This window comes from Rhizobium rosettiformans (assembly GCF_016806065.1).
Classification (GTDB): domain Bacteria; phylum Pseudomonadota; class Alphaproteobacteria; order Rhizobiales; family Rhizobiaceae; genus Allorhizobium.
This window is the reverse complement of the sequence record NZ_CP032405.1, coordinates 3,399,821-3,422,640: the sequence shown is the minus strand read 5'-3', so window position 1 is coordinate 3,422,640 and position 22,820 is coordinate 3,399,821. Positions and strand designations below refer to the sequence as shown.

23 protein-coding genes and 5 tRNA genes are annotated in these 22,820 nt (G+C 61.2%); 12 read left to right on the top strand and 16 right to left on the bottom strand.

Annotation, left to right across the window (positions count from 1 at the left end; translation table 11 throughout):
• Positions 1 to 42 precede the first annotated feature (42 nt).
• From clpA to cysE, 5 genes are all read right to left on the bottom strand, one after another.
• A complete protein-coding gene (gene clpA, locus D4A92_RS16825; protein WP_203015880.1) occupies positions 43 to 2,520 on the bottom strand; it encodes an ATP-dependent Clp protease ATP-binding subunit ClpA in 2,478 nt (825 codons plus the stop codon).
• Positions 2,521 to 2,529: 9 nt separating this feature from the next.
• Complete coding sequence (gene clpS / locus D4A92_RS16820; protein ID WP_054151297.1) at positions 2,530 to 2,877, bottom strand: ATP-dependent Clp protease adapter ClpS; 348 nt, start codon at positions 2,875 to 2,877, stop codon at positions 2,530 to 2,532.
• Positions 2,878 to 3,118: 241 nt separating this feature from the next.
• Complete coding sequence (locus tag D4A92_RS16815; protein ID WP_203015872.1) at positions 3,119 to 3,466, bottom strand: phasin family protein; 348 nt, start codon at positions 3,464 to 3,466, stop codon at positions 3,119 to 3,121.
• A gap of 207 nt (positions 3,467 to 3,673) precedes the next feature.
• Positions 3,674 to 3,877 (bottom strand): DUF3126 family protein, encoded by a 204-nt coding sequence (locus D4A92_RS16810; protein ID WP_006728476.1) that lies wholly within the window; start codon positions 3,875 to 3,877, stop codon positions 3,674 to 3,676.
• Positions 3,878 to 4,004: 127 nt separating this feature from the next.
• Complete coding sequence (gene cysE, locus D4A92_RS16805; protein ID WP_203015870.1) at positions 4,005 to 4,829, bottom strand: serine O-acetyltransferase; 825 nt, start codon at positions 4,827 to 4,829, stop codon at positions 4,005 to 4,007.
• 71 nt (positions 4,830 to 4,900) lie between these two features.
• Between cysE and D4A92_RS16800 the strand changes: the two genes are divergently transcribed.
• Positions 4,901 to 5,704 (top strand): enoyl-CoA hydratase-related protein, encoded by an 804-nt coding sequence (locus D4A92_RS16800; protein ID WP_203015868.1) that lies wholly within the window; start codon positions 4,901 to 4,903, stop codon positions 5,702 to 5,704.
• Between the two features lie 3 nt (positions 5,705 to 5,707).
• On the opposite strand, the gene D4A92_RS16795 is transcribed toward D4A92_RS16800, so the two are convergent.
• Complete coding sequence (locus tag D4A92_RS16795; protein ID WP_203015866.1) at positions 5,708 to 6,493, bottom strand: alpha/beta fold hydrolase; 786 nt, start codon at positions 6,491 to 6,493, stop codon at positions 5,708 to 5,710.
• Between the two features lie 163 nt (positions 6,494 to 6,656).
• Between D4A92_RS16795 and D4A92_RS16790 the strand changes: the two genes are divergently transcribed.
• Both D4A92_RS16790 and D4A92_RS16785 read left to right on the top strand, forming a co-directional pair.
• Positions 6,657 to 6,902 (top strand): zinc-finger domain-containing protein, encoded by a 246-nt coding sequence (locus D4A92_RS16790; protein ID WP_006728480.1) that lies wholly within the window; start codon positions 6,657 to 6,659, stop codon positions 6,900 to 6,902.
• 29 nt (positions 6,903 to 6,931) lie between these two features.
• Positions 6,932 to 8,095, top strand: coding sequence for an FAD-dependent monooxygenase (locus D4A92_RS16785; RefSeq protein WP_203015864.1), 1,164 nt, complete (start codon positions 6,932 to 6,934; stop codon positions 8,093 to 8,095).
• 12 nt (positions 8,096 to 8,107) lie between these two features.
• On the opposite strand, the gene D4A92_RS16780 is transcribed toward D4A92_RS16785, so the two are convergent.
• Entirely contained in the window at positions 8,108 to 9,298 is a 1,191-nt protein-coding gene (locus D4A92_RS16780; protein ID WP_203015862.1) for a cystathionine beta-lyase, read from the bottom strand.
• A gap of 356 nt (positions 9,299 to 9,654) precedes the next feature.
• Here D4A92_RS16780 and D4A92_RS16775 point away from each other — a divergent pair, with 356 nt between their 5' ends.
• The 4 genes from D4A92_RS16775 (at position 9,655) to D4A92_RS16760 (ending at position 13,988) form a co-directional block, all read left to right on the top strand.
• A complete protein-coding gene (locus tag D4A92_RS16775) occupies positions 9,655 to 10,683 on the top strand; it encodes an amino acid ABC transporter substrate-binding protein (RefSeq protein WP_203015860.1) in 1,029 nt (342 codons plus the stop codon).
• Between the two features lie 166 nt (positions 10,684 to 10,849).
• Positions 10,850 to 12,043 carry an amino acid ABC transporter permease gene (locus D4A92_RS16770; RefSeq protein ID WP_203015858.1) on the top strand — a complete coding sequence of 398 codons (1,194 nt, stop codon included), beginning with the start codon at positions 10,850 to 10,852 and terminating at the stop codon, positions 12,041 to 12,043.
• Between the two features lie 2 nt (positions 12,044 to 12,045).
• Positions 12,046 to 13,197 carry an amino acid ABC transporter permease gene (locus D4A92_RS16765; protein ID WP_203015856.1) on the top strand — a complete coding sequence of 384 codons (1,152 nt, stop codon included), beginning with the start codon at positions 12,046 to 12,048 and terminating at the stop codon, positions 13,195 to 13,197.
• A 17-nt stretch (positions 13,198 to 13,214) separates the two neighbouring features.
• Positions 13,215 to 13,988, top strand: coding sequence for an amino acid ABC transporter ATP-binding protein (locus D4A92_RS16760; RefSeq protein ID WP_203015854.1), 774 nt, complete (start codon positions 13,215 to 13,217; stop codon positions 13,986 to 13,988).
• Positions 13,989 to 14,073: 85 nt separating this feature from the next.
• Here D4A92_RS16760 and D4A92_RS16755 read toward each other — a convergent pair whose 3' ends face one another.
• The 6 genes from D4A92_RS16755 to D4A92_RS16730 form a co-directional block, all read right to left on the bottom strand.
• Complete coding sequence (locus D4A92_RS16755) at positions 14,074 to 14,805, bottom strand: nuclease (RefSeq protein WP_203015852.1); 732 nt, start codon at positions 14,803 to 14,805, stop codon at positions 14,074 to 14,076.
• A gap of 159 nt (positions 14,806 to 14,964) precedes the next feature.
• Positions 14,965 to 15,041, bottom strand: a tRNA-Arg gene (locus tag D4A92_RS16750).
• A 33-nt stretch (positions 15,042 to 15,074) separates the two neighbouring features.
• A complete protein-coding gene (locus tag D4A92_RS16745) occupies positions 15,075 to 15,380 on the bottom strand; it encodes an ETC complex I subunit (RefSeq protein ID WP_006728488.1) in 306 nt (101 codons plus the stop codon).
• A gap of 84 nt (positions 15,381 to 15,464) precedes the next feature.
• Positions 15,465 to 15,541, bottom strand: a tRNA-Pro gene (locus tag D4A92_RS16740).
• A gap of 104 nt (positions 15,542 to 15,645) precedes the next feature.
• A complete protein-coding gene (locus tag D4A92_RS16735; protein ID WP_246753963.1) occupies positions 15,646 to 16,113 on the bottom strand; it encodes a DUF192 domain-containing protein in 468 nt (155 codons plus the stop codon).
• Between the two features lie 13 nt (positions 16,114 to 16,126).
• Entirely contained in the window at positions 16,127 to 16,705 is a 579-nt protein-coding gene (locus tag D4A92_RS16730; RefSeq protein WP_006728490.1) for a cold-shock protein, read from the bottom strand.
• A gap of 182 nt (positions 16,706 to 16,887) precedes the next feature.
• Between D4A92_RS16730 and gloA the strand changes: the two genes are divergently transcribed.
• The 5 genes from gloA to D4A92_RS16705 all read left to right on the top strand — a co-directional run bounded on the left by gloA (position 16,888) and on the right by D4A92_RS16705 (position 19,127).
• The gene (gene gloA, locus D4A92_RS16725) at positions 16,888 to 17,328 is read left to right on the top strand and encodes a lactoylglutathione lyase (RefSeq protein ID WP_203015848.1); all 441 of its coding nucleotides are present in this window, start codon (positions 16,888 to 16,890) and stop codon (positions 17,326 to 17,328) included.
• A 105-nt stretch (positions 17,329 to 17,433) separates the two neighbouring features.
• Positions 17,434 to 18,402: a hypothetical protein gene (locus D4A92_RS16720; protein ID WP_203015846.1), complete on the top strand. Its 969-nt coding sequence runs from the start codon at positions 17,434 to 17,436 to the stop codon at positions 18,400 to 18,402.
• 160 nt (positions 18,403 to 18,562) lie between these two features.
• Positions 18,563 to 18,637, top strand: a tRNA-Glu gene (locus D4A92_RS16715).
• Between the two features lie 170 nt (positions 18,638 to 18,807).
• A tRNA-Glu gene (locus tag D4A92_RS16710) sits at positions 18,808 to 18,882 on the top strand.
• A gap of 170 nt (positions 18,883 to 19,052) precedes the next feature.
• Positions 19,053 to 19,127: transfer RNA gene (locus tag D4A92_RS16705), tRNA-Glu, on the top strand.
• A 36-nt stretch (positions 19,128 to 19,163) separates the two neighbouring features.
• On the opposite strand, the gene recJ is transcribed toward D4A92_RS16705, so the two are convergent.
• The 3 genes from recJ to D4A92_RS16690 form a co-directional block, all read right to left on the bottom strand.
• A complete protein-coding gene (gene recJ / locus D4A92_RS16700) occupies positions 19,164 to 20,969 on the bottom strand; it encodes a single-stranded-DNA-specific exonuclease RecJ (protein ID WP_203015844.1) in 1,806 nt (601 codons plus the stop codon).
• 138 nt (positions 20,970 to 21,107) lie between these two features.
• On the bottom strand, positions 21,108 to 21,317 hold the full coding sequence (locus tag D4A92_RS16695; RefSeq protein WP_203015842.1) for a hypothetical protein: 210 nt from the start codon (positions 21,315 to 21,317) through the stop codon (positions 21,108 to 21,110).
• 169 nt (positions 21,318 to 21,486) lie between these two features.
• Positions 21,487 to 22,806: a homoserine dehydrogenase gene (locus D4A92_RS16690; protein WP_203015841.1), complete on the bottom strand. Its 1,320-nt coding sequence runs from the start codon at positions 22,804 to 22,806 to the stop codon at positions 21,487 to 21,489.
• Positions 22,807 to 22,820 lie beyond the last annotated feature (14 nt).

Here is a 22,820-nt window from a genome sequence, read left to right as displayed (position 1 = left end):
CGGGCAGAACGCCCGGCACGGGTCTCTCAAAGCGTTGGGTGCTTACTTCTTTTTCGGCACCTTCGGCACAGCTGAGCGCTTCGGCTGCTTCGGTGCCTCGTCGATGACGGCGACCTCGCCTTCATCGACAATCGCCGTCGCCTTGGCCGCCGGCTTGCGCTTCGCCTTGACAGGCTTGGCCGAGGTCACTTCGGCTTCCGGCTTCGGCTTGACGGCGGGCACCTCTGCAATCGACTCCAGATCGAGCACTTCGGCGCCGGTGTCGTCGGTCTTGATCCCGACCTTGACGACGCCGCCCTTCTTCAGCTTGCCAAAGAGGATCTCGTTGGCGAGCGGCTTCTTGATGTGCTCCTGGATGACACGTCCCAGCGGACGGGCACCCATCTTCTCGTCGTAACCGTTCTTCGCCAGCCAGGCGATTGCGGGCTCGGACAGATCGAAGGTGACGTTGCGCTCGGACAGCTGCGCTTCCAGCTGCATCACGAACTTCTGCACCACCTGATGGATGACTTCCGTCGGCAGCGGCGCAAACGGGATCGTCGCATCGAGGCGGTTGCGGAATTCCGGCGTGAACAGGCGGTTGAGTGCCTCCTCGTCTTCTCCGGTCCGCTTGGATGAACCGAAGCCGATCGCAGATTTCGCCATTTCCGACGCGCCCGCATTGGTCGTCATGATCAGGATGACGTTGCGGAAGTCGATCTTCTTGCCGTTGTGGTCGGTCAGCTGGCCATGGTCCATGACCTGCAGCAGGATGTTGTAGATGTCCGGATGCGCCTTTTCGATTTCATCGAGCAGCACGACCGAATGCGGATGCTGGTCGACGCCATCGGTCAGCAGGCCGCCCTGGTCGAAGCCGACATAGCCGGGAGGCGCACCGAGCAGACGCGAGACCGTGTGCCGCTCCATGTATTCCGACATGTCGAAGCGCAGGAGTTCGACACCGAGCGACGAGGCAAGCTGCTTGGCCACTTCCGTCTTGCCGACGCCCGTCGGGCCGGAGAAGACGTAAGAGCCGATCGGCTTGTTAGGTTCGCGCAGGCCGGCACGGGCAAGCTTGATCGAGGTCGACAGGGCTTCGATTGCCTTGTCCTGGCCGTAGACGACGGACCGCAGTTCCTTTTCGAGATTGGCAAGCACCATCTCGTCGTCCTTCGACACCGTCTTCGGGGGAATGCGTGCCATCGTCGCGATGGTAGCCTCGATTTCCCTCTCCGTGATCAGCTTGCGCCGACGCGAGGCCGGCAGCAGCATCTGGGCCGCACCTGTCTCGTCGATCACGTCGATCGCCTTGTCCGGCAGCTTGCGGTCGGAGATGTAGCGGGCCGACAGCTCGACAGCCGACTTGATCGCCTCGTTCGTGTACCGGAGCTTGTGATAGTCCTCGAAATAGGGCTTCAGGCCCTTCATGATCTCGATCGCATCATCGATGGACGGCTCGTTGACGTCGATCTTCTGGAAGCGGCGGACGAGCGCCCGGTCCTTTTCGAAGAACTGGCGATATTCCTTGTAGGTGGTCGAGCCGATGCAGCGGATCGCACCGGAAGACAATGCCGGCTTCAAGAGGTTCGACGCGTCCATGGCGCCGCCCGAAGTGGCGCCCGCACCGATGACGGTGTGGATCTCGTCGATGAAGAGCACGGCACCCGGGTACTCCTCGAGTTCCTTGACTACCTGCTTCAGGCGCTCCTCGAAGTCGCCGCGATAACGGGTGCCGGCGAGCAGCGTGCCCATGTCGAGCGAGAAGATCGTGGCATCTGAGAGCGCTTCCGGCACCTTACCTTCGACGATGCGCTTGGCGAGACCTTCGGCGATCGCTGTCTTGCCGACGCCGGGATCACCCACGTAAAGCGGGTTGTTCTTCGAACGACGGCACAGAACCTGGATGGTGCGGTTCACTTCGTCGTGGCGACCGATCAGGGGATCGATGCGACCGGTCTTGGCCTTCTCATTGAGATTGACGCAATAGGCCTTCAGGGCCTCCTGCTTGCCCTTGGACGAGGCTTCATCCGGCTCACGGCCCTGCTTGGCCTCGGGCTCGCCTTCATCCGAGCTGCGCGGGCTGCGGACCTGGGACGCGCCCGGACGCTTGCCGATGCCATGGGAGATGTAGTTGACCGCATCGTAGCGGGTCATCTCCTGCTCCTGCAGAAAATAGGCGGCATTGCTTTCGCGCTCGGCGAAGATCGCAACAAGCACATTGGCGCCGGTCACTTCCTCGCGACCCGAGGACTGGACATGGATCACGGCCCGCTGGATGACGCGCTGGAAGCTCGAAGTCGGCTTAGAATCCTCGTCATAGCCGGTAATGAGATTGGCGAGATCGTTGTCGACGAAATCGGCGACAGTCTTTCGCAAGGCATCGAGGTTGACGTTGCAGGCCCCCATCACGGCGGCGGCATCAGCGTCGTCGATCAGAGCGAGCAGCAGGTGCTCCAGCGTCGCATATTCATGGTGACGCTCGTTGGCGTAGGTCAGGGCCTGATGCAGCGCTTTTTCGAGGCTGGGTGAAAATGTTGGCACGTCTGATCCTCACTTCTTTTCCATGACGCATTGAAGCGGATGTTCATGTTGCCTGGCGAAATCCATCACCTGTGAGACTTTGGTTTCGGCGACTTCGTAGGTGAAGACACCACATTCCCCGACACCATGATTGTGGACGTGCAGCATGATGCGGGTGGCGGCTTCCCTGTCCTTCTGGAAGAAGCGCTCCAGGATATGGATCACGAATTCCATCGGGGTGTAGTCGTCGTTCAGAAGCAGGACGCGATACAGGTTCGGCTTCTTCGTCTTCGGCTTGGTGCGGGTGATCACCGAGGTGCCGCGATTGGCATTGTCCCCGTCACCCTGGCTCTGCATGAAGACCGGCTTGGCAGTCATTTCAGTTCATTCTCCGTTGTCCGGCCGGTTTGCCGTTACACATCGGTGCGGACGAACACTCAGCACAGTAAGGTAGTTCATTATGCGGTGATTTTAAGCCCCCCGGACAGCGGTGACGACAATTTGTCACGAAGCGCCGAAAAGCGAGGAAATTGAACGGATAGGTTATACCAGCAGGCACAAATGACAAGACCGGCCGTGCAGGGCACGACCGGTCTCGCAGGTTCCACGCAAGCTTGGATCAGGCAGCCGACGACATCGGCGCCATGGCCTTGTTGATTGTGCCCTCGTAAGGCTTGTAGGCGATCTTGGCGAGATCGGCATACATTTCGCCCATCTTGGTCGCTTCTGCGACAAAGCTCTCGTAGGAGGACTTCATGAAGGACGTCTGGAGCTCGAAGGCCGCCTCGACGCTCTTGACCGAAGTCATGGCTTCCATGAAGGACGCGAGATCCTGGAACGACTTCTTGGAGTAGTCCGTTGCCTCGGTGGCGATGGCCTGGAAACCCTTGGTCACTTCCGAATAATTCTTCAGCATGGTGTCCATGGCTTCCTTGCTCTTTTTGCTGGCGTCATCGATGTTGAACATGCGAGCATCCTCCTTCTGTCCGGCATATCAGATAGCCGAAACATAGCAGTCGCACAAAAACGGTCAAGTGAATTTGTGCGGCGCACAACAATCGTCAATTGTAAGCCGGATAAGGAAACGGGGCCACACCAACAGGCGCAGCCCCATCTTCATGATACTTCTTTTGAAGCGCTGGCGAACTTCAGTCCGCAGCGACCATTCCTGCTATCACAGATCGACGTCGAGGATCGCCATGGAGAAGTTGTAGGAGAGGTCACCGTCTTCGTCGTCCTTGAAGACAACGCCAAGGAACTCGTCACCGACATACACTTCAGCGGAATCGTCCTTGCGCGGACGGGCCTTCACACTCATCGTCGGGTTGAAGGTGCGCTTGAAATAGGCGTCGAGCTTCTTCAGTTCTTCGGGCTTCACACTGCGTCTCCGTGGACTGTTTCTTGGGTGCGCGCTTGTCGCACGGGCATTCCGGACCTGTAAAGACGCGAAGTGAAGTTTGCCCCAGGGAACCCGGGCAAACCTTGCCGTTCACGTTCTCGTGCCGTCAGTCGTCCGAGGCGATCATCTGGTCCATCGAGCGCGCCGGCTCGGCACAACCCGCCTCCCCGACCACGCGTGCGGGAACGCCGGCGACCGTCGTGCATTTCGGCACGGGCTTCAGAACAACCGAGCCTGCGGCTATGCGCGAGCAGCTGCCGACCTCAATATTGCCGAGAACCTTGGCCCCTGCCCCGATCATCACGCCATCACCGATCTTCGGATGTCGATCTGCGCCTTCCTTGCCGGTACCACCCAGGGTAACACCATGAAGGATGGAAACATTGTCTCCGATGCGTGCGGTTTCGCCAACGACGAGACCGGTCGCATGGTCGAGGAAGATGCCCTTGCCGATCCGTGCGGCCGGGTTAATGTCGGTCTGGAACATGTTGGACGAGCGGCTCTGTAGATAAAGCGCAAAGTCCTTCCGGCCATTGTTCCACAGCCAATGGGCCAGACGGTGGGTCTGGATCGCATGGAATCCCTTGAAATAGAGGACCGGCTCGAGGAAGCGCGTGCAGGCCGGGTCACGGTCGTAGACCGCCTGGATGTCGACGCGGAGAATCCCGGTCCATTCCGGCCAATCTGCCATCATCGCCTCGAACGCCTGGCGCAACACGATCGCCGGCACGTCGGAGTGATCGAGCCGCTCGCAGATCCGGTAGATCACACAGTCTTCCAGCGAACGGTGGCTCAGCACCGTCGAGTGGAAGAAGGCCGCCAGCATGGGATCGCGATCGGCGGCCACGCGGGCTTCCTGCCGCAGGCTGTCCCAGATCGGGTCCATGGACTTGACGGTCTCGGTCTTGAGGACGTCGTTGTGTGCGACCATTGCCGGTCTCCTCATTCGTCGTGAAGACGCATTATATAGTCCAAGACCTGATGAACTTAAATGGGGGCCGCATGAAACAGTCGATCAGCTTCGCCAATGGCTTTATCAAAGCTTTCCGTGAGGCCGGAACGGGGCTGTTGATCCTCGACAATCCGCAACGCAAGAATGCCGTGACGGCGGCCATGTGGCGGGCAATCCCCGAGGCCATTCATTGGCTGCATGTCGAGGCGGAAGCACGCGTGATCGTGATTTCCGGGGCCGGCGCTGCGGACTTCAGCGCAGGCGCAGACATTTCGGAATTTACCGAATTACGCAAGGATGCTCAGACCGCACGCGTCTATGAGGCCTCGAACAGCCGCGCGTTTGCAGGAATTCGGGAGGCACCGGTTCCGATCATCGCAGCGATTAGGGGCGTCTGCTACGGCGGCGGGTTCGGCCTCGCAGCGGCGGCGGATCTGAGGATTGCGGCATCCGATGCGGTGTTTGCGGTCCCGGCCGCGAGACTTGGCCTCGCCTACCCGGCCGATGCAGTCCAGGATTTCGTGCGCGGTCTCGGCAGCCAGATGGCGCGACGCGCGCTCTACACCGGCGCGGCCATGAAGGCCTCAGACCTCATCGGCTGCGGCTTCCTGTCCGAAGTCACCGAGCCCGACGAGTTGGAACAGCGTGTTCAGATCCTGGCGGACACGATCGCCGCCAATGCGCCCCTGTCGCTGCGCGCGTCGAAGCTCGCCTTGCGCGCCGTCGAACAGGCCGACGACGACCTGCTGCGGGAAGCCGAGATCATTGGTGCAACGACCTTCGAAAGCGCCGACTATCGCGAGGGCCGCTCAGCCTTCGCCGAACGCCGACGGCCTGTTTTCACCGGCCGCTAAGCGTCAGCTTCCGGCCAGCTCCGAATAGAAGTCGAGAGCTGCCTTCTTGAACACGCGATCTCCAACCGCCAGCATATGGTCGCGATTGGGGATATCGAGCGCCACGGCCCGCGGCATGAGTTCGGCCAGTTCATGCGGGGATCCGGCGATGTCATCCTTTGTGCCGACTCCGATCAGGGTCGGGATGTCGACCCTGGCAATATCATCTCGGCGCACCAGATCCCGTGACGTACGGATGCAGGCGGCGAGCGCCAGACGATCCGACTTGGTCTGGTCGGCGAAGGCGCGGAACATCCGGCCCCGCTCGTGGGACACGTCATCGAGCGACGGCGCAAGCAGCGCATCGGCGATCGGATCCCAGTCACCCACACCGTCGCACATGCCGATGCCAAGCCCGCCGAAGACCAGCGAGCGGACGCGATCGGGATGTTCGATCGCCAGAAAGGCCGAAATTCGGGCCCCCATCGAATAGCCCATGACATGGGCATCGGGGATCCCGAGATGGCTGAGCAAAGCGGCAGCATCAGCCGCCATCGCGGTCGGGTGATAGGCTTCCGGATCATGCGGCTTGGCACTTCCGCCATGGCCGCGATTGTCGATGCCGATCACCCGATAGCCGGCATCGCCCAGCGTGCGCAGCCAGCCGGGATAGACCCAGTTGACGCTTGCCGAGGATGCAAAGCCATGAATCAGCAGCACCGGGTCGCCGGCCGGATCACCATCGTCGAAATAGGCGAGGTCGAGGCCATCGTTGCGGAAGGAGGAAAACGGCGGCGCGTCGAGATTCATCGATCAGTCCTTGTGTGCACGGGCGGGCAACCATAGCCATCGGGACGATGACATCAATTGCCGCAGGCAGATTTTCTGTGACTTTTGCGCTCCGCCGGCTCTACACATTTGGCGACGACGGCGCTAATGTCCGCGCAAATTCGCACAGCATTCGGAGCAAGTCATGGCCGGCCACACCATTCCCCATTTTCAGAACGACGGCGGTCACCGCGTGATCGAAGTCGGCGTGAAGGAATTCATGTGCACCGGCGCGTCCGTGCCCTTCGACCATCCGCACATCTTCATCGACATGGGACACGACAATGAAAAAGTCTGCTCCTATTGCTCGACGCTCTATCGCTACAATCCGAGCCTGAAGGCTGAACAGACCAACCCGCCGGGCTGCGTCTTCCACATCAAGGCGGCGTGACCGCGGCGTCACGATCGGCATCGATATCCATGTCCATCAAGCACGCCGCCATCGTCGGAGCCGGGGTGGCGGGGCTGACTGCTGCCCTGTCGCTCGCCGCCAAGGGCATTTCCTCCGATATCATCGAGCAGGCGCCGCAACTCGGAGAAGTCGGCGCCGGGCTGCAGCTGTCGCCCAATGCGACGCGCGTCCTCGACGCGCTTGGCGTACTCCCCGAACTCGAGCGTCACTGGGTGGAGCCGACGGCAATCAGCCTCGTCTCGGGCAAGGACCTTCACCCACTGGCATCGGTTCCCGCCGGACAATTCGCCAGGAAGCGCTGGGGTCATCCTTACGGCGTTCTGCATCGTTCGACCCTTCAGCAAGGACTTCTGCGGGCGGTGCTCAACCAACCGCTCTGCCGGCTGCATCTCGGCCATCGGGTACAGGGCGTTGGGGGCGATGCCCTGGCCTCGATCACCCATCGCAAACCTGATCTGGTCATCGGCGCCGATGGCGCCTGGTCAGTCGCCCGCGATGCGATCGTCGGTGCGCCGAGCGTCAGTTTTTCCGGCAACATCGCCTGGCGCTTCACCGTCAGCCAGGCTGCGGCGCCGGGCTTTCTGTCCCGGACGGGTGTGACCGCCTATCTCGGCGCCAAGGCGCATCTCGTCAGCTATCCATTGAACGAGATAGAGGGCTTCAACCTGGTTGCCATTGCTGCCGGAACGAGGAGCGACGAGAGCTGGGCGATCGATGCGGATGCGGCGCGGCGCGCCATGCTGCTCGAACAGTTTTCGGGCTGGCACCGCGACATCAGAACCATTCTGGCCGGCGCGGAGCGCCCCACCTTTTGGCCTCTCTACCAGGCTTCCGAGGGCAACTGGCACAATGGGCGCGACACGATCCTGATTGGGGATGCGGCGCATGCGATGATGCCCTTTTCCGCACAGGGTGCAGCCATGGCCATCGAGGATGCCTTTGCGCTGGCGGCCCATGTCGCGCGGGCACCCCTGCCCTCAGCGCTTGCTACCTTCACGACCGAACGCAAGGCGCGCGCCGCCCGGGTCAAGGCCCGCGGCGAATTCAACCGCTTCGCCTACCATGCACGCGGCCCGTTCCGGCTCGGGCGCGACATCGTGTTGTCGCTGCGCTCACCCGAGACGCTCGCCGCCGACCTGGACTGGCTCTACGGCCACCGGATCGACGGCTGAGCGATTTCGTCGTCAGACTGCGGCTGCCGCTGCAAATCCGCGCTCGAGATCAGCGCAGATATCCTCGACATTCTCCAGGCCGATCTGAAGCCTGATCACCACGCCGTCGGTCGGCCCCTTACGGATCTTGCGGTCTTCGAGATTGACCAGAACCGCGAGGCTCTCGTAGCCGCCCCAGGACCAGCCAAGGCCGAAAAGCTGCAAGGCGTCGAGGAAGGCATGCGCCTTGGGCTTGATCTTGTCCCTGGAGGCTGCCGGAAGGACGAAGGAGAAGACGCCACTCGCGCCCTTAAAATCCCGTTTCCAGATGGCGTGGCCGGGAAAGCTTTCAAGCGCCGGATGCAGGACCTGCCCAACGTCGCCTCGTCCTTCCAGCCATCGCGCGACCGAAAGAGCGCTCTTGTAATGGTGCTCCAGACGCAGGCCCATCGTGCGCAGGCCGCGCAGGATCTGATAGCTGTCATCGGGCGCACCGCAGATGCCGAGCGTGATGTTCGCTTCCTTGAGTACGGGCCAGTGCTTGGCATTGGCCGAGACTGTCCCCATCAGGATGTCGGAATGGCCCGATGGATATTTCGTGGCGGCGTGGATGGAGATGTCGGCACCAAAATCCAGGGCGCGGAAATAGAGCGGCGTCGCCCAGGTGTTGTCGATCGTAACGACACAGCCATGCTTGTGGGCCGCGTCGGAAATCGCCCTGATATCCTGCATTTCCATGGTGTTGGAGCCTGGCGCTTCGGTGTGCACAAGCTTGGTGTTCGGGCGGATAAGGCGTTCGATTTCCGATCCGATCTCAGGATCGTAATACTCCACCTCGACACCGAGGCGCATCAGCATCGTGTCGCAGAAATGGCGGCAGGGCGAATAGACGGAATCGACGATCAGCGCATGGTCGCCGGCCGACAGGAAGGCAAGGAAGGGAACCGTGATCGCGGCAAGGCCCGACGGCACGAGGATGGTTCCGGCAGACCCTTCCAGCTCATCGATCGCCTTGCACAGAGCATCCGTCGTCGGTGTGCCGCGCGTGCCATAGGTGTAGGGCTGGGTCCGCGTTTCCATGGCCCGCGCATTGGGAAACAGGACTGTGGAGGCATGCACCACCGGTGGATTGACGAAGCCGTGGTAGTCGGCCGGATCATAGCCGATATGGCACAGTCTCGTGTCGGTGCCGGCAGACGCCAGCCAGTCTTTGGATTTGCTCATGGATTGACGATTCCTCAGGCTCGGATGCCGTGGTTTTCGCGCCTCCTTGCGAGGCGGTCAAGTTGCACAATTCTGTGATCCGCGGCGCAAGTCTTGCAGTTCGAGCACATCAGAACAGTCAAAAAGATGAGATTTTCATCACTTCAGGCTAAAAACCACACATTTTTGCCTATTCGGAGGGCGAATTTGGCAAATTCGCGCTTTTGTGGCCGTTCTGCGGCATAAAGACTTGACCCTGCATGAATTTACGAATGGAATATGAATGCTCGCACCGGGAGGCTGCGAGCCGACGTACGCTGCTGAATTCGGCTGGTGGCCGTCGCTGGCATACAACAAGAGAAAAAAGGTTGGGAAAAATGAACAACAAGTTCCTGTCAGCTGCCATCGGCGCTGCGGTCCTGGGTTTTGGCGCGTCCGCAGCTTCCGCCGCGACGCTTGATGACGTGAAGGCCAAGGGTTTCGTGCAGTGCGGCGTGAACACGGGTCTTGCCGGCTTCGCTTCGCCGGACGCCGCCGGTAACTGGACCGGTTTCGACGTCGATTACTGCAAGGCTGTTGCCGCCGCCATCTTCGGTGATGCCACCAAGGTCAGGTACACACCGACCACCGCTCAGAGCCGTTTCACGGCACTGCAGTCTGGCGAAGTCGACATGCTCGCACGCAACACCACCTGGACCATCAGCCGCGACACCGCGCTCGGCTTCAACTTCCGCACCGTCAACTACTATGACGGCCAGGGCTTCATGGTCACCAAGGGCCTGAACGTAAGCTCCGCTCTCGAGCTCTCGGGCGCCGCCGTCTGCGTTCAGTCCGGCACGACAACCGAACTGAACCTCGCAGACTACTTCCGGGCCAACAACCTCGAATATAGGCCGGTTGTCTTCGAAAAGCTTGAAGAAGTGAACGCAGCCTACGCAGCCGGTCGTTGCGACGTCTACACCACGGACCAGTCGGGTCTCTATTCGATCCGCCTGACGCTGACCAACCCGGACGACCACATCGTTCTGCCGGAAATCATCTCGAAAGAGCCGCTTGGACCTGCCGTACGCCAGGGTGACGACCAGTGGTTCGACATCGTTTCGTGGACGCATTACGCCCTGGTACAGGCCGAAGAATTCGGCATCACCCAGGCCAATGTCGACGAGATCAAGTCTTCGACGACCAACCCGGACATCCGCCGCTTCCTCGGCGCCGAAGCCGACACCAAGATCGGCACTGACCTCGGCCTCACCAATGACTGGGCCTACAACATCATCAAGGGCGTCGGCAACTACGGCGAAGTCTTTGAGCGCAACATCGGCGCCAGCACCCCGCTCAAGATCGAGCGCGGCGTGAACGCCCTGTGGACCAACGGTGGCCTGCAGTACGCACCGCCGATCCGCTAAGATCAGGCTGGACTTTGCGAGGCGGCGAAAGCCGCCTCGCGCTTATCGGGACTACGTGTTCAGACCGGCACGCGCGCTGCGGTCAGCGGCGTTATGATAGAATGCCGGCTGTCTCGAAAAACAATAACATTGAGGGCTCACAGAAGCCTCGGGGATTTGGCACAGCATGACAGATCACGCCACCAGTTTGCCCGCCGAAGGGCGGAGCTTTGGCTCGCTGATCTACGATCCGAAAGTAAGATCGATCTTCTTTCAGATCGCTACGATCGCCGTCATGACGTTTATCGTCTGGACCATTGCAAACAACACCATCGCAAACCTTGCCCGTAGCAACACTGCAACGGGCTACGGCTTCTTGAATGGCCGCGCCGGATTCGATATCGGGCAGAGCCTCATCGACTACAGTGCAGACTCGACCTATGGACGCGCCATCCTGGTTGGCCTGCTGAACACTCTGCTGGTCGCTGCAACCGGTATCGTCACAGCGACCGTGATCGGCTTTCTCATCGGTATCGGCCGCCTGTCGCGGAACTGGCTGATTGCCAAGCTCTGCACCGTCTATGTGGAAGCCTTCCGCAACCTGCCGCCGCTGCTCGTGATCTTTTTCTGGTATTCGGGCGTGCTTGCGACCCTGCCGCAGCCACGTGACTCGCTCGAATTGCCGTTCTCGACCTTCCTCAACAATCGTGGCCTCGCCTTCCCGAAGCCGATCTGGGGTGACGGGGCAAGCGTGATCCCGATCGCCTTGCTCGTCGGCATCGTGCTGGCCATCGTCATCGCACGCTTCGCCAAGGCACGGCAGATGCGGACCGGGCAGATCTTCCCGAGCGGTTGGGTCGGCCTCGGCCTGATCGTCGGCCTGCCCTTTGTCGCCTTTTTGGCGGCCGGCTCGCCGTTGACCTTCGATTATCCGGTCGCAAGCCGCTTCAACATGTCCGGCGGCGCCGTTATCGCACCGGAATTCGTCGCGCTCTATCTCGCGCTGTCCTTCTACACGGCGGCCTTCATCGCGGAAATCATCCGCGCCGGCATCAAGGGCGTCTCGAAAGGGCAGACCGAGGCTGCGTCCGCGCTTGGCCTGCAGCCGTCGACCACGACGCGTCTCGTGGTGGTACCGCAGGCGATGCGCATCATCATTCCGCCGCTCACCAGCCAGTATCTCAACCTGACGAAGAACTCGTCTCTCGGTGTCGCCGTCGGCTTTCCCGAACTGGTCTCGACGGGCGGAACCACCCTCAACCAGACCGGCCAGGCCATCGAGATCGTGTCGATCTGGCTCGTGGTCTATCTCTCCATCAGCATTGTGACCTCGCTCTTCATGAACTGGTTCAATGCAAGAATGGCCCTGGTGGAGCGTTGATCATGGCGTATGAACATACTTATGTCCGCCAGGAAATGCTGGCCCCTCTGCCCCCGCCGACCTCGGAAGCGAGCGTCGTGGGCTGGATTCGAAAGAATCTTCTGGCAACCCCGAAGGATGTCGTCCTGACCATCATCGGGCTTGCCGTTCTGGCTCTCACCCTGCCCGGCGCCCTGAACTTCCTGTTCTTCGACGCTGCGTGGTTCGGCACCGATCGCTCGGTCTGCGCGACGATCGCCCAGGGCGGCACCCAGCCTGACGGCTGGAAAGGTGCCTGCTGGGCCTTTGTCGAGAGCCGCTTCTCGCAGTTCATCTTCGGGCGCTACCCGCTCGACGAACGCTGGCGCGTCATTCTCGTCGGCGTCATGTTCGTGGCCCTTCTGATACCGATGCTGATCCCGAAGGCGCCGCGCAAGGGCCTCAACGCCCTTCTGCTGTTCATCATCTTCCCGATCGTGGCCTTCTTCCTGCTGCATGGCGGCTTCGGCCTGCGAGTGGTGGAAACCCCGCTCTGGGGCGGCCTGATGGTGACGCTGATCCTGTCCTTTGTCGGCATCGCCGTCTCGCTACCGCTCGGCATCCTGCTGGCACTCGGACGCCGTTCGGACATGCCTGTCATCAAGATGATCTGCGTTGTCTTCATCGAAGTCGTGCGCGGCGTGCCGCTGATCACCGTGCTGTTCATGGCCAATGTGATGCTGCCGCTCTTCATGCCGACGGGCTGGACGATCGACAACTTCCTACGCGCGCTGGTCGGCGTGTCGCTGTTCGCCTCTGCCTATATGGCGGAAGTCGTGCGCGGTGGCCTGCAGGCAATCCCGAAGGGTCAGTATGAGGGCGCAGACTCGCTCGGCCTCTCCTACTGGCAGAAGACCCGCCTGATCATCCTGCCTCAGGCGGTCAAGCTGGTCATTCCGGGCATCGTCAACACCTTCATCGGTCTGTTCAAGGATACTTCGCTCGTGTCGATCATCGGCATGTTCGACCTCCTCGGCATCGTCCGTCTCAACTTCACCGACGCCACCTGGGCCACACCTGTGACACCGCTCACGGGTCTGATCTTCGCAGGCTTCGTATTCTGGATATTCTGCTTCGGCATGTCGCGCTATTCCGCCTTCATGGAGCGGCACCTCGACACCGGCCACAAGCGATAAAGACAAGGGGAACAACAATGGCTGAAGCCAACTCCGCAAAAAAGACCGCGTCGGGCACCGATGTGGCGGTCGAACTGATCAACATGAACAAGTGGTACGGGGATTTCCACGTGCTGCGAGACATCAACCTCAAGGTGATGAAAGGCGAACGCATCGTCGTCGCCGGCCCGTCAGGCTCCGGCAAGTCCACGATGATCCGCTGCATCAACCGCCTGGAAGAACATCAGACGGGCAATATCATCGTCGACAATATCGAACTGACCAACGATCTGAAGAAGATCGACGAAGTGCGCCGTGAAGTCGGCATGGTGTTCCAGCACTTCAATCTGTTCCCGCATCTGACCATCCTCGAAAACTGCACGCTGGCACCGATCTGGGTGCGCAAGATGCCGAAGAAGGATGCGGAGGAAGTGGCGATGCACTTCCTGCAGCGCGTCAAGATCCCGGAACAGGCCAACAAGTATCCGGGCCAGCTGTCCGGTGGTCAGCAGCAGCGCGTGGCGATTGCCCGTGCGCTCTGCATGAAGCCGAAGATCATGCTGTTCGACGAGCCGACCTCAGCACTCGACCCGGAAATGGTCAAGGAAGTGCTCGATACCATGGTCGGCCTTGCCGAAGAAGGCATGACCATGATCTGCGTCACCCATGAAATGGGCTTTGCCCGCCAGGTTGCCGACCGCGTGATCTTCATGGACCAGGGCCAGATCGTCGAACAGAACTCGCCCGCCGAGTTCTTCGACAACCCGCAGCATGAGCGCACCCGGTTGTTCCTCAGCCAGATCCTGCACTGATCTGCCAGTCAGCCACGAAACACGAGAGCCCGCCGCGACACCGCGGCGGGCTCTTCTGCATCGAGGGAAAGATATCTATCTCCCGTCAGGGGCACCAACTCTGCTGACGGGCCATGCGCGGCTTGGCCAGACCTTCCGAAACAAGGATGGAGCCCAGCGAGCGACCGTCGCGGGTCGCCACCCGCATCACCCCGGGTGCAGCGCTTGCCGCTTGCACCTTCAGCGTCTCGAGATCAAATCGGCCAGAACTCAGGAGATCCTTGAGGCGGACCTTGGCTGCGAAGCCCCGGTCGCGCTCCTGCTGGCAGGCGGCGCCATCGGTGCGTGGGGCGGCAATATCCGCCAGCACGATCTTCGTTTTGCGATACCAGAAGGTGTCACCGCTCATGACGCAATTGTCGAGGCCGGAGGTGCCGCAGAAATAGAATTTGCCGGAGAAGTTCTCTCCTGTCAGCTGAGCCGTCTCGGTCGCGCCCGTGGCTGGACGTACCGGAGGAACGGCCGCCTTGACGACACCCACCGCGGCCGGCGGCACGGGCGTCTTTGCGGTCGCCGCTTGCGCCTTGGACTGGGGCTGGGGCTGCTTCTCTCGGCTTGTATCTGATTTTGGCTTCGGGTTTGCCGCGACGGACCGCTCCTTCGACAGCAAAGGCGACACTTGCTTGATGACGACGGCCCTGTTGTCATAGAGCGCGATACCACCGGCTACCACCGCGAGGATGGCGAGCCAGGATGTCATGCCCTGACCGGCGGAAGAACGGCTCGACTTGCGGCGTTTTGCCGGCGCGCGGCGGGAAGAAGCGGTGCGACTGGACATGGTTAACCTCTCGTGAGCGGCATCATGACGCCCAAGGGTTTCCGAAAGGTTGGCGGACATGAAAAAACGTCGCGCTGTTTCGTTTCTGCACAGGTCAATTGAGCTGGGAGACATCGATGCTCGGCGGCCTGAGATGTCGGCAGACATGATGGCAGAGTTTGGCGATCCCTGTAGGGCTCGAACCTACGACCTAGTGCTTAGAAGGCACTTGCTCTATCCAGCTGAGCTAAGGGACCGTCTGGGGACTGCCGAAAGCGGTTGAGCCCGGATCAGTGCGTCCAGGGCTGCAGACGATTGTAGCGGAAGTTGTCGGTGTAGGAGACGACCTGGCGCTTGGCTTCCTTCGGCAGGATCACGCGGTACTCGATACCCTCGCGCGCGGCATAGGCTTCCGCCTGCTCCAGCGTTTCGAAGGTCAGCTTGACCTGCTGGCGGGTGTCTCCCGACGTGGTGTAGCCCATCATCGGATCGATCTTGCGCGGCGCGGACTGGTCGAATTCCAGAACCCAGAGATGGGTCTTTGCCTTGCCGGACTGCATGGCGGTTTTCGCGGGGCGGTAGATCTTTGCAGACATGGGTCTCATCCATCTCCAAGACTTCAACGGCAATGCAGCCTGCCGAACACTTCCCGACCGCGTTAGCCGGCGGCCTTTGATTGCTGGTCGGAGTGGAGAGATTCGAACTCCCGACCCTCTGGTCCCAAACCAGATGCGCTACCAGGCTGCGCTACACTCCGTTCCAGCAATGTTGCCGGAATACACGGTTCACCCTGCCCCCGCAACAGTAAAAAAGCGGTTTTACCGGCACTGAATTTTCAGGCGGCAGAGAGCGGAGACTTCGTCATTTCGGCAGATCGAGCGGCAAGACCAGGCGTGCGGATGTATCGAGCCCGAGTTCGGCCGCATGACCGCCGCGAATCTCGAGGGCATAGCGGACCGGCTCGCCTGAGGACACGATCGATTCGGACAGGGGCGTGGTGCGCTCTGCGATGCGAACGATGCGGCCGGTTTCGTCGATGAAGATCATGTCCAGGGAGGATGGCGTGTTGGCCATCCACATCGTGACCATGCGGGTATCACCGAAATCGAACAACATGCCGGTGCGATCGGGAAGCGGCGGCCGTTCCATCAGCCCCCTCGCCCGCTGTTCGGCCGTCAGGGCCCATTCCACGTCGATCGTGATGGTGCCGCCAGCAGTCGTTTCGACGGCGAGCTGACCGCGTTCGAAGGTCACATCGCTCATGGCCGAAGCGACAGGAGCGAAAAACAGCAAAAGCGCCGCAAGGGCGCTTCTGAGAAGATTTGGCATAGGCACCACGGGCTCAATGCGCCCGCGCTGCGGGGCCGGGATTGTCCGGATGGATTTCCGCCGCCATCAGCCCCTTGTCTCCGGGTCCGAAGCGCACGAGCACTGTCTGCCCCGGACGGAGTTCGGTCAGGCCGAACCGGCGAAGGGTTTCCATATGCACGAAGATGTCTTCCGTGCCCTCGCCGCGGGTCAAGAAGCCGAAGCCCTTGGTACGGTTGAACCACTTGACCAAAGCGCGCTCAAGCCCGCTGGTTGGGGTGACCTGAACATGGGTGCGGACCGGCGGCATCTGCGACGGATGGATCGCGGTCGACTGGTCCATCGACAGTATGCGGAAGGCCTGGTAACCGCGATCGCGCTTCTGGATGAGCGCCACAATACGCGTGCCTTCGAGAATGGTCTGGTAGCCGTCACGGCGCAGGCAGGTCACGTGCAGGAGGACATCCTGCATGCCGTTGTCGGGAACGATGAAGCCGAAACCCTTGGCGACGTCGAACCATTTGACGACGCCGGTGATCTCGATCAGGTCTACGGCTTCTCCGGACAGCTCTTCGAACTCGCCGAGCCCCTTCGATGATATCCTGTCCGCCATTTCCCCAAGCCCCTCGAAAACGCGTCACATTGCTTAGTTAACTGATTCTTGAGATTCAGATTAACATTTGGTCAACGGATCTGCGCAAGCCCTAGTTTTACATTTCACCAATTGCTTTTGCACCACAGCCTTGCTCGAAGCTGACTGCTGTTCCATATCGTCCGGGTCAAAGGAGAACACCCATGCGCTACCTACACACCATGGTCCGAGTGAAGGATCTCGAGGCTTCCCTGCACTTCTATTGCGAGCTTTTCGGCCTGACCGAAATCCGCCGCTATGAAAACGAGAAGGGCCGCTTCACGCTGGTCTTCCTGACCGCCGAGAAGGATCTCGACAAGGCCAAGGCCGACATGTCGCCCTGCCTGGAGCTCACCTACAACTGGGATACCGAAGACTATACGGGCGGCCGCAATTTCGGCCACCTCGCCTATGAGGTCGACGATATCTATGCGATCTGCCAGAAGCTGATGGACAATGGCGTCACCATCAACCGTCCGCCGCGCGACGGCCACATGGCCTTTGTCCGCTCGCCGGATGGCATCTCGATCGAGATCCTGCAGAAGGGTGAGAGCCTGGCCCCCGCCGAGCCCTGGGCTTCGATGCCGAACACCGGCGCCTGGTAAGACCACCGCTTCGCGCAAGTTTGCGCGCCTAGTCTCCGCATCAGACGAGGGCCGCCCCGGCGGCCCTCCCTGCTTCCCCGATGGGAGCGATGACGGAGACCTGCCATGACCAGCAAATCCCATTCCCGCAGACCGACATTCGGCATTCTGGCTGTCGTCAGCGGCGTGATGCTCGCCTCTTGCCAGACGAGCGCGGACGAAGTGCTCTCGCTCGGAGAAGCCACGCCCGCGGAAGAAGCGTCCGGCAAGTCTGTCGGCAAGAAGGCGTTCCGCGATCCCTATGTGAGTGCCGTTTCGGGACAGATTGCCGACGCATCGGCCTCTAGGCCGTCCCGGAACGAGACGGACCCTGCGCGCCTGAAGCGCAAGCCAATGCCGATGGCCGCCGCCTATAGCGACATTGCCGAGCCGCCGCCGGAAGTTCTCGCCCTGCAGCAACAGGCGATGCAAGGCGATCCCCGGCAGGCCGCCGCCGATCTCGGCGACATTACGATGCAGCCGACCAATGCCTCGCCGAGGAGCAACAGCCTGTTCTCTGCCGGTCAGAGGCAGCAGGCGGCAGCCGTGCAGGCGACGGAGCCAGTTAGCGCCCAGGCTGCGGCTGGCGAACCTGTACCGAGCGGCAGCCTCGTGCCGAACGAAATGCCGACGCTCGGTGTCAATGCGGTCAGCAAGAGCCTGTTCAGCCCGTCTCCCGAACAGCAGAGGATGATGCAACAGCGGGCACTGGAGGAACAGGCGCGCGCGGAAGCCGCAGTTCAGGCACCGTTCGCCGAGCCTGCAGCCGTTGGGGGCGACGAACCCGTTTTGAGGAAGCTTTCGGATCCCCGTCCAAAGCGAAAGATGTTAGCACTTCGCGAGCCTGCCGGATCGGTACCGGATCGGGTTCAGCTGACGCCAGACCAGTTGCAGGCCATGGGTGCCGTCGAGGAAGCCGATCCGGCCGAGCCACTTTCTGCCGAGGAACTGGTGGCGGATGCCGAGACTGCAAAGAAGAGGAAGGGATGGCTGCCATCCTTTTCGGATCTCTTGAAGGGCGGCAAGAAATCGCCACCGGCGACCGCGGAGCCTTGATTTCGCCGGCAAGCGACGCGGGCGCCAAGTCCTTCCAAAGACAGGGATTATCCGCAATTTCCGGGGCCTTCGTTGCCGCTGTCACATTTTTTGCATGAAAGGCGAAAATGCCGCTTGCGGTCTTCAAACAGCCTGACTATAAGGGCGCCACGAAGCAGACGCGCCCTTCGTCTATCGGTTAGGACACCAGATTTTCATTCTGGGAAGAGGGGTTCGACTCCCCTAGGGCGTGCCACTTCGTTTCTCTTTCCCAGACATTATGAACGTCTTGATCGGTGTATCACTGTACGCGGTTACGGCGCGATTCTGCGGTTTCACCCACTCAGAATTTTTCCACTTGCGATCTTTAAATTTCCGCTTGCGGTCGTCAGGAGGCCTGACTATAAGGGCGCCACCGAAGCGCACGCGCCCTTCGTCTATCGGTTAGGACACCAGATTTTCATTCTGGGAAGAGGGGTTCGACTCCCCTAGGGCGTGCCACTTCGATCTCTCCCCAACATCTGAGAACCTGTGGATCGACAAGATCCAAGTCCTTGTTTGTCTTTATGTTACGGTCGCTCGGCAAGCCTGTGGATAAAAACGTCACACGGGCTACAAGACCTCTTGCGCTTGGGCCAAGTTCCGGCCATAAGGGCGCCACCGAAGCGCACGCGCCCTTCGTCTATCGGTTAGGACACCAGATTTTCATTCTGGGAAGAGGGGTTCGACTCCCCTAGGGCGTGCCACTTCGATCTCCCCGACATGAAGAGACTTTCAGCCGTTCAGGGCGCCTTGGCAGCATCCATGACGCGGAACTGCACGCGCCTGTTGCCCTGCCAGTGATCGGCGCTCAACGTACCCGCGACATGCACCTGGCTGCCACGGTTGTTCATCAGGAAATGGCCGAGATCGGTTTCGGCAGCGCGGAAGGCGATTCCCTCCAGTCGACTGCCATCCATTCCTTCGAGCGTGATCTTGATATGAGTCGTGCCAACGGGACGGGCGTCCCTCAGGCGGTGTAGCGGTACGGCAAAGATCGGCTGCGGATGACCGGAGCCATAGGGACCGGCGGCTTCCAGCTGATCGACCAGTGCAAGCGTCGCGCCTGATGCGCCGATTGCGCCATCGATCTTCAGCGTCTGATTGGCCGCAAGCGCCAGGACCTGCGAAGATGCCTGCTCCTCGAAGAAGCTGCGCAGCCGGCCGAGATTGGCACGATCGACCGTCAGGCCCGCTGCCATGGCATGACCGCCCCCTTTGACCAGAAGCCCCTCGTCCACGGCAGCGCGCACCATTCGGCCCATGTCGAAGCCGTTGATGGAGCGCCCCGAACCGGTGCCCTTGCCGAGAGGATCGAAGGCAATCGCGAAGGCGGGGCGCTTGAACTTCTCCTTCAGCCGGGCCGCCAGCAGCCCGACGATGCCCGGATGCCAGTGCTCCTTGGCGGTCACGATGACCGAGGCTGCCTCACCCGTTCCATATTCCGCCATGGCCTCGGCTTCGGCCTCGGCCAGCATCACCGCCTCCATCGCCTGGCGCTCGCGGTTGAGCTCGTCGAGCTTGGCGGCGATCTGATCCGCCTCACTTGCGTCGTCCAGCGTCAGCAGACGACTGCCGAGTGCTGCATCGCCGATTCGGCCACCGGCATTGATTCTGGGACCGAGAAGAAAGCCGAAATGATAGGGCGTCACCGGACCGCCTATGCCGGCCACCCGCAGGAGGGCAGCGAGTCCAGCATTGTTCTGATGGCGAGCTGCGATCAGCCCCTTCGTCACATAGGCGCGGTTCAGGCCCTTGAGCGGTACGACATCGCAAACGGTCGCCAGCGCCACGAGATCCAGCCAGGCGAGCAGGTCGAGCGAGCGTGCATGCGGATGCCCTGCCTCTCTCAGAACCCGGAGCGTCGCGACGAGAACCATGAAGACCACGCCTGCCGCGCAGAGATGCCCCTGCCCCGACAGATCGTCTTCCCGGTTCGGATTGACCAGGGCGTGGCAGACCGGCATCTCGTGGCCCATCTGGTGGTGGTCGATGACGACGACATCGACGCCGCGGCGCTCCGCCGCCCCCAGAGCCTCGACGCTGGTCGAGCCACAGTCCACGGTGATGAGAAGATTAGCGCCCCGTTCGATCAGCTGATCGATGGCAGCAGCATTCGGGCCATAACCCTCGAAGATGCGGTCGGGAATATAGATCTCGGCCTCGATGCCGAAATGATGCAGGAATCGAGCCATCAATGCCGAGGAGGCGGCGCCGTCCACATCGTAGTCACCGAAGATCGCAACACGCTCCTTGCGGTCGATCGCCTCGACGATCCGGTGAGCGGCGGCATCGCAATCGGTGAGTTTCGACGGATCCGGCATCAGGTTGCGGATCGTCGGATCAAGGAAGGCCGGGGCCTCGTCCACGCCCACGCCGCGCCCTGCGAGAACGCGGGCTACGAGCTCGGGAATGCCGTGGAGTTGGCTGATGGCCAGCGCCTTGTTCTGGCCTGCCTGGTCCGTGCGCGACATCCAGCGCTGGCCACTTGCTGACTGTTCAACGCCGAGAAAGGCGCGGATGACGGGATCTACCGGTTCGGTCGACATTCTTGCTCTTTACGGGGCGCGGCCAAGGTGTGGCTGCGCTACAGGGCCTTAGGCGGCGGAACCGCCCCTTCCCGTTCTATACCGATCGCAAAAAATCACCAGAGGCAGGAGGCCTCATTCAATCCGGTCTCAGCCGGATCAAGACATCAACCAGGCAACCAGCGCGAAGGGAACGGCCATCACTGCCGCAAAGGCAAGGAGCGGACCCCAGCCGGAATTCGTCTGCCCGGCCCCCAAACCTTCGTGCTCAACCTGGCTCTGATGCATGGCAGTTTCATCGCTGCGGTCTGGTGGCAGCGGGCCATTGCCCACGTCGTCCCAGCGCGCACTCCCCTCGCCCAGTGCCATCGACGAACTCCTCCCCAAGACCCCGATCGTGGGCGGAGACTACGCCCGCATTAGACTTTTGGCGAGAGAGGAAGTCCCGGCAGGGCCGAAATCATCAGATTAATGGGGTTTCAGACCGTGCTGAACCGTCCGGAGGCCGTGACTGGCCCTCGAACGGCAGCAATTGAGCTCAGGTTTTCGGGCGCTCGATTCGAATCACCTGCGGCTCGCCGATCAGATAACCCTCGCCCTTGATGGCACCCACGGCCTTGCGGACTGCGCTTTCCATCGTCGCGTGAGTGACGAGGATGATCGTCTGGGGACGATCCGGAGTGACCGGCTGCTTGGAATGCTGGACGATCGATTCGAGCGAAATGGCGTTCTCGGCCATCTTCGTCGCGATGCTGGCGAATACGCCGGTGCGGTCCTGAACGGTGAGGCGGATGAAGTAGCCGCCTTCGTGGCTCTGCATCGCGGCCTGGCGATAGGGTTCCAGCAGGTGGGCCGGACGACCGAGCACCGGCACTTCCTGGGCACCGGGGCGGCTCTTGGCGATATCGGTGATGTCACCGAGCACGGCAGAGGCAGTGGCATTGCCGCCAGCGCCGGGGCCGACCATCAGCAGCTCCCCGAGAATGTCGGATTCGAGCGCCACCGCATTGGTGACGCCGTCGACCTGGGCAATCACACTATCGAGCGGCACCATGGTCGGGTGGACGCGCTGCTCGATGCCGCTTTCGGTTTTCTGGGCAACGCCGAGGAGCTTGATGCGATAGCCGAGGTCGGCCGCCGCATGGATATCCTCGATCGAGATGTTGGTGATACCTTCGAGATAGATCTGGTCGGCCGAGATCTCGCAGCCGAAGGCAAGCGTCGTCAGGATCGACAGCTTGTGGGCCGTATCATTGCCTTCGATGTCGAAGCTCGGATCGGCTTCGGCATAACCGAGGCGCTGAGCCTCTTTCAGGCAATCTGCAAAGGACAGGCCCTCGCGTTCCATCCGGGTCAGGATGTAATTGCAGGTGCCGTTCATGATCCCGTAGATGCGGGAGAAGTTATTGCCGGTCAGAGATTCTCGCAGCGTCTTGATGACAGGAATGCCACCAGCGACCGCCGCCTCGTAGTTCAGAAGACGGCCCTTCTCCTCGGCGAGTTTGGCGAGTTCAACACCATGGCGCGACAGGAGCGCCTTGTTGGCAGTCACGACATGCAGACCACGTCCAAGCGCGGCCCGGACCGAATCTTCTGCCGCCCCTTCAGAGCCACCGACGAGTTCAACGAAAACCTCAATATCGGCCTGCTTCGCCATCTCAACCGGATCGGCATACCAGGCGATGCCGTCCATTTGGATGCCGCGATCTTTCGAAGCGTCACGGGCTGATACGGCCGTTACGATAATCGGGCGCCCGCAGGCAACGGCGAGCGCATTGGCGCGGGTCTGGAGGATACGGACGAGCGAGGCACCGACGGTGCCGAGACCCGCCACGCCGATTTTAAGGGCATTTGCCATGAGGCATTCCTGAC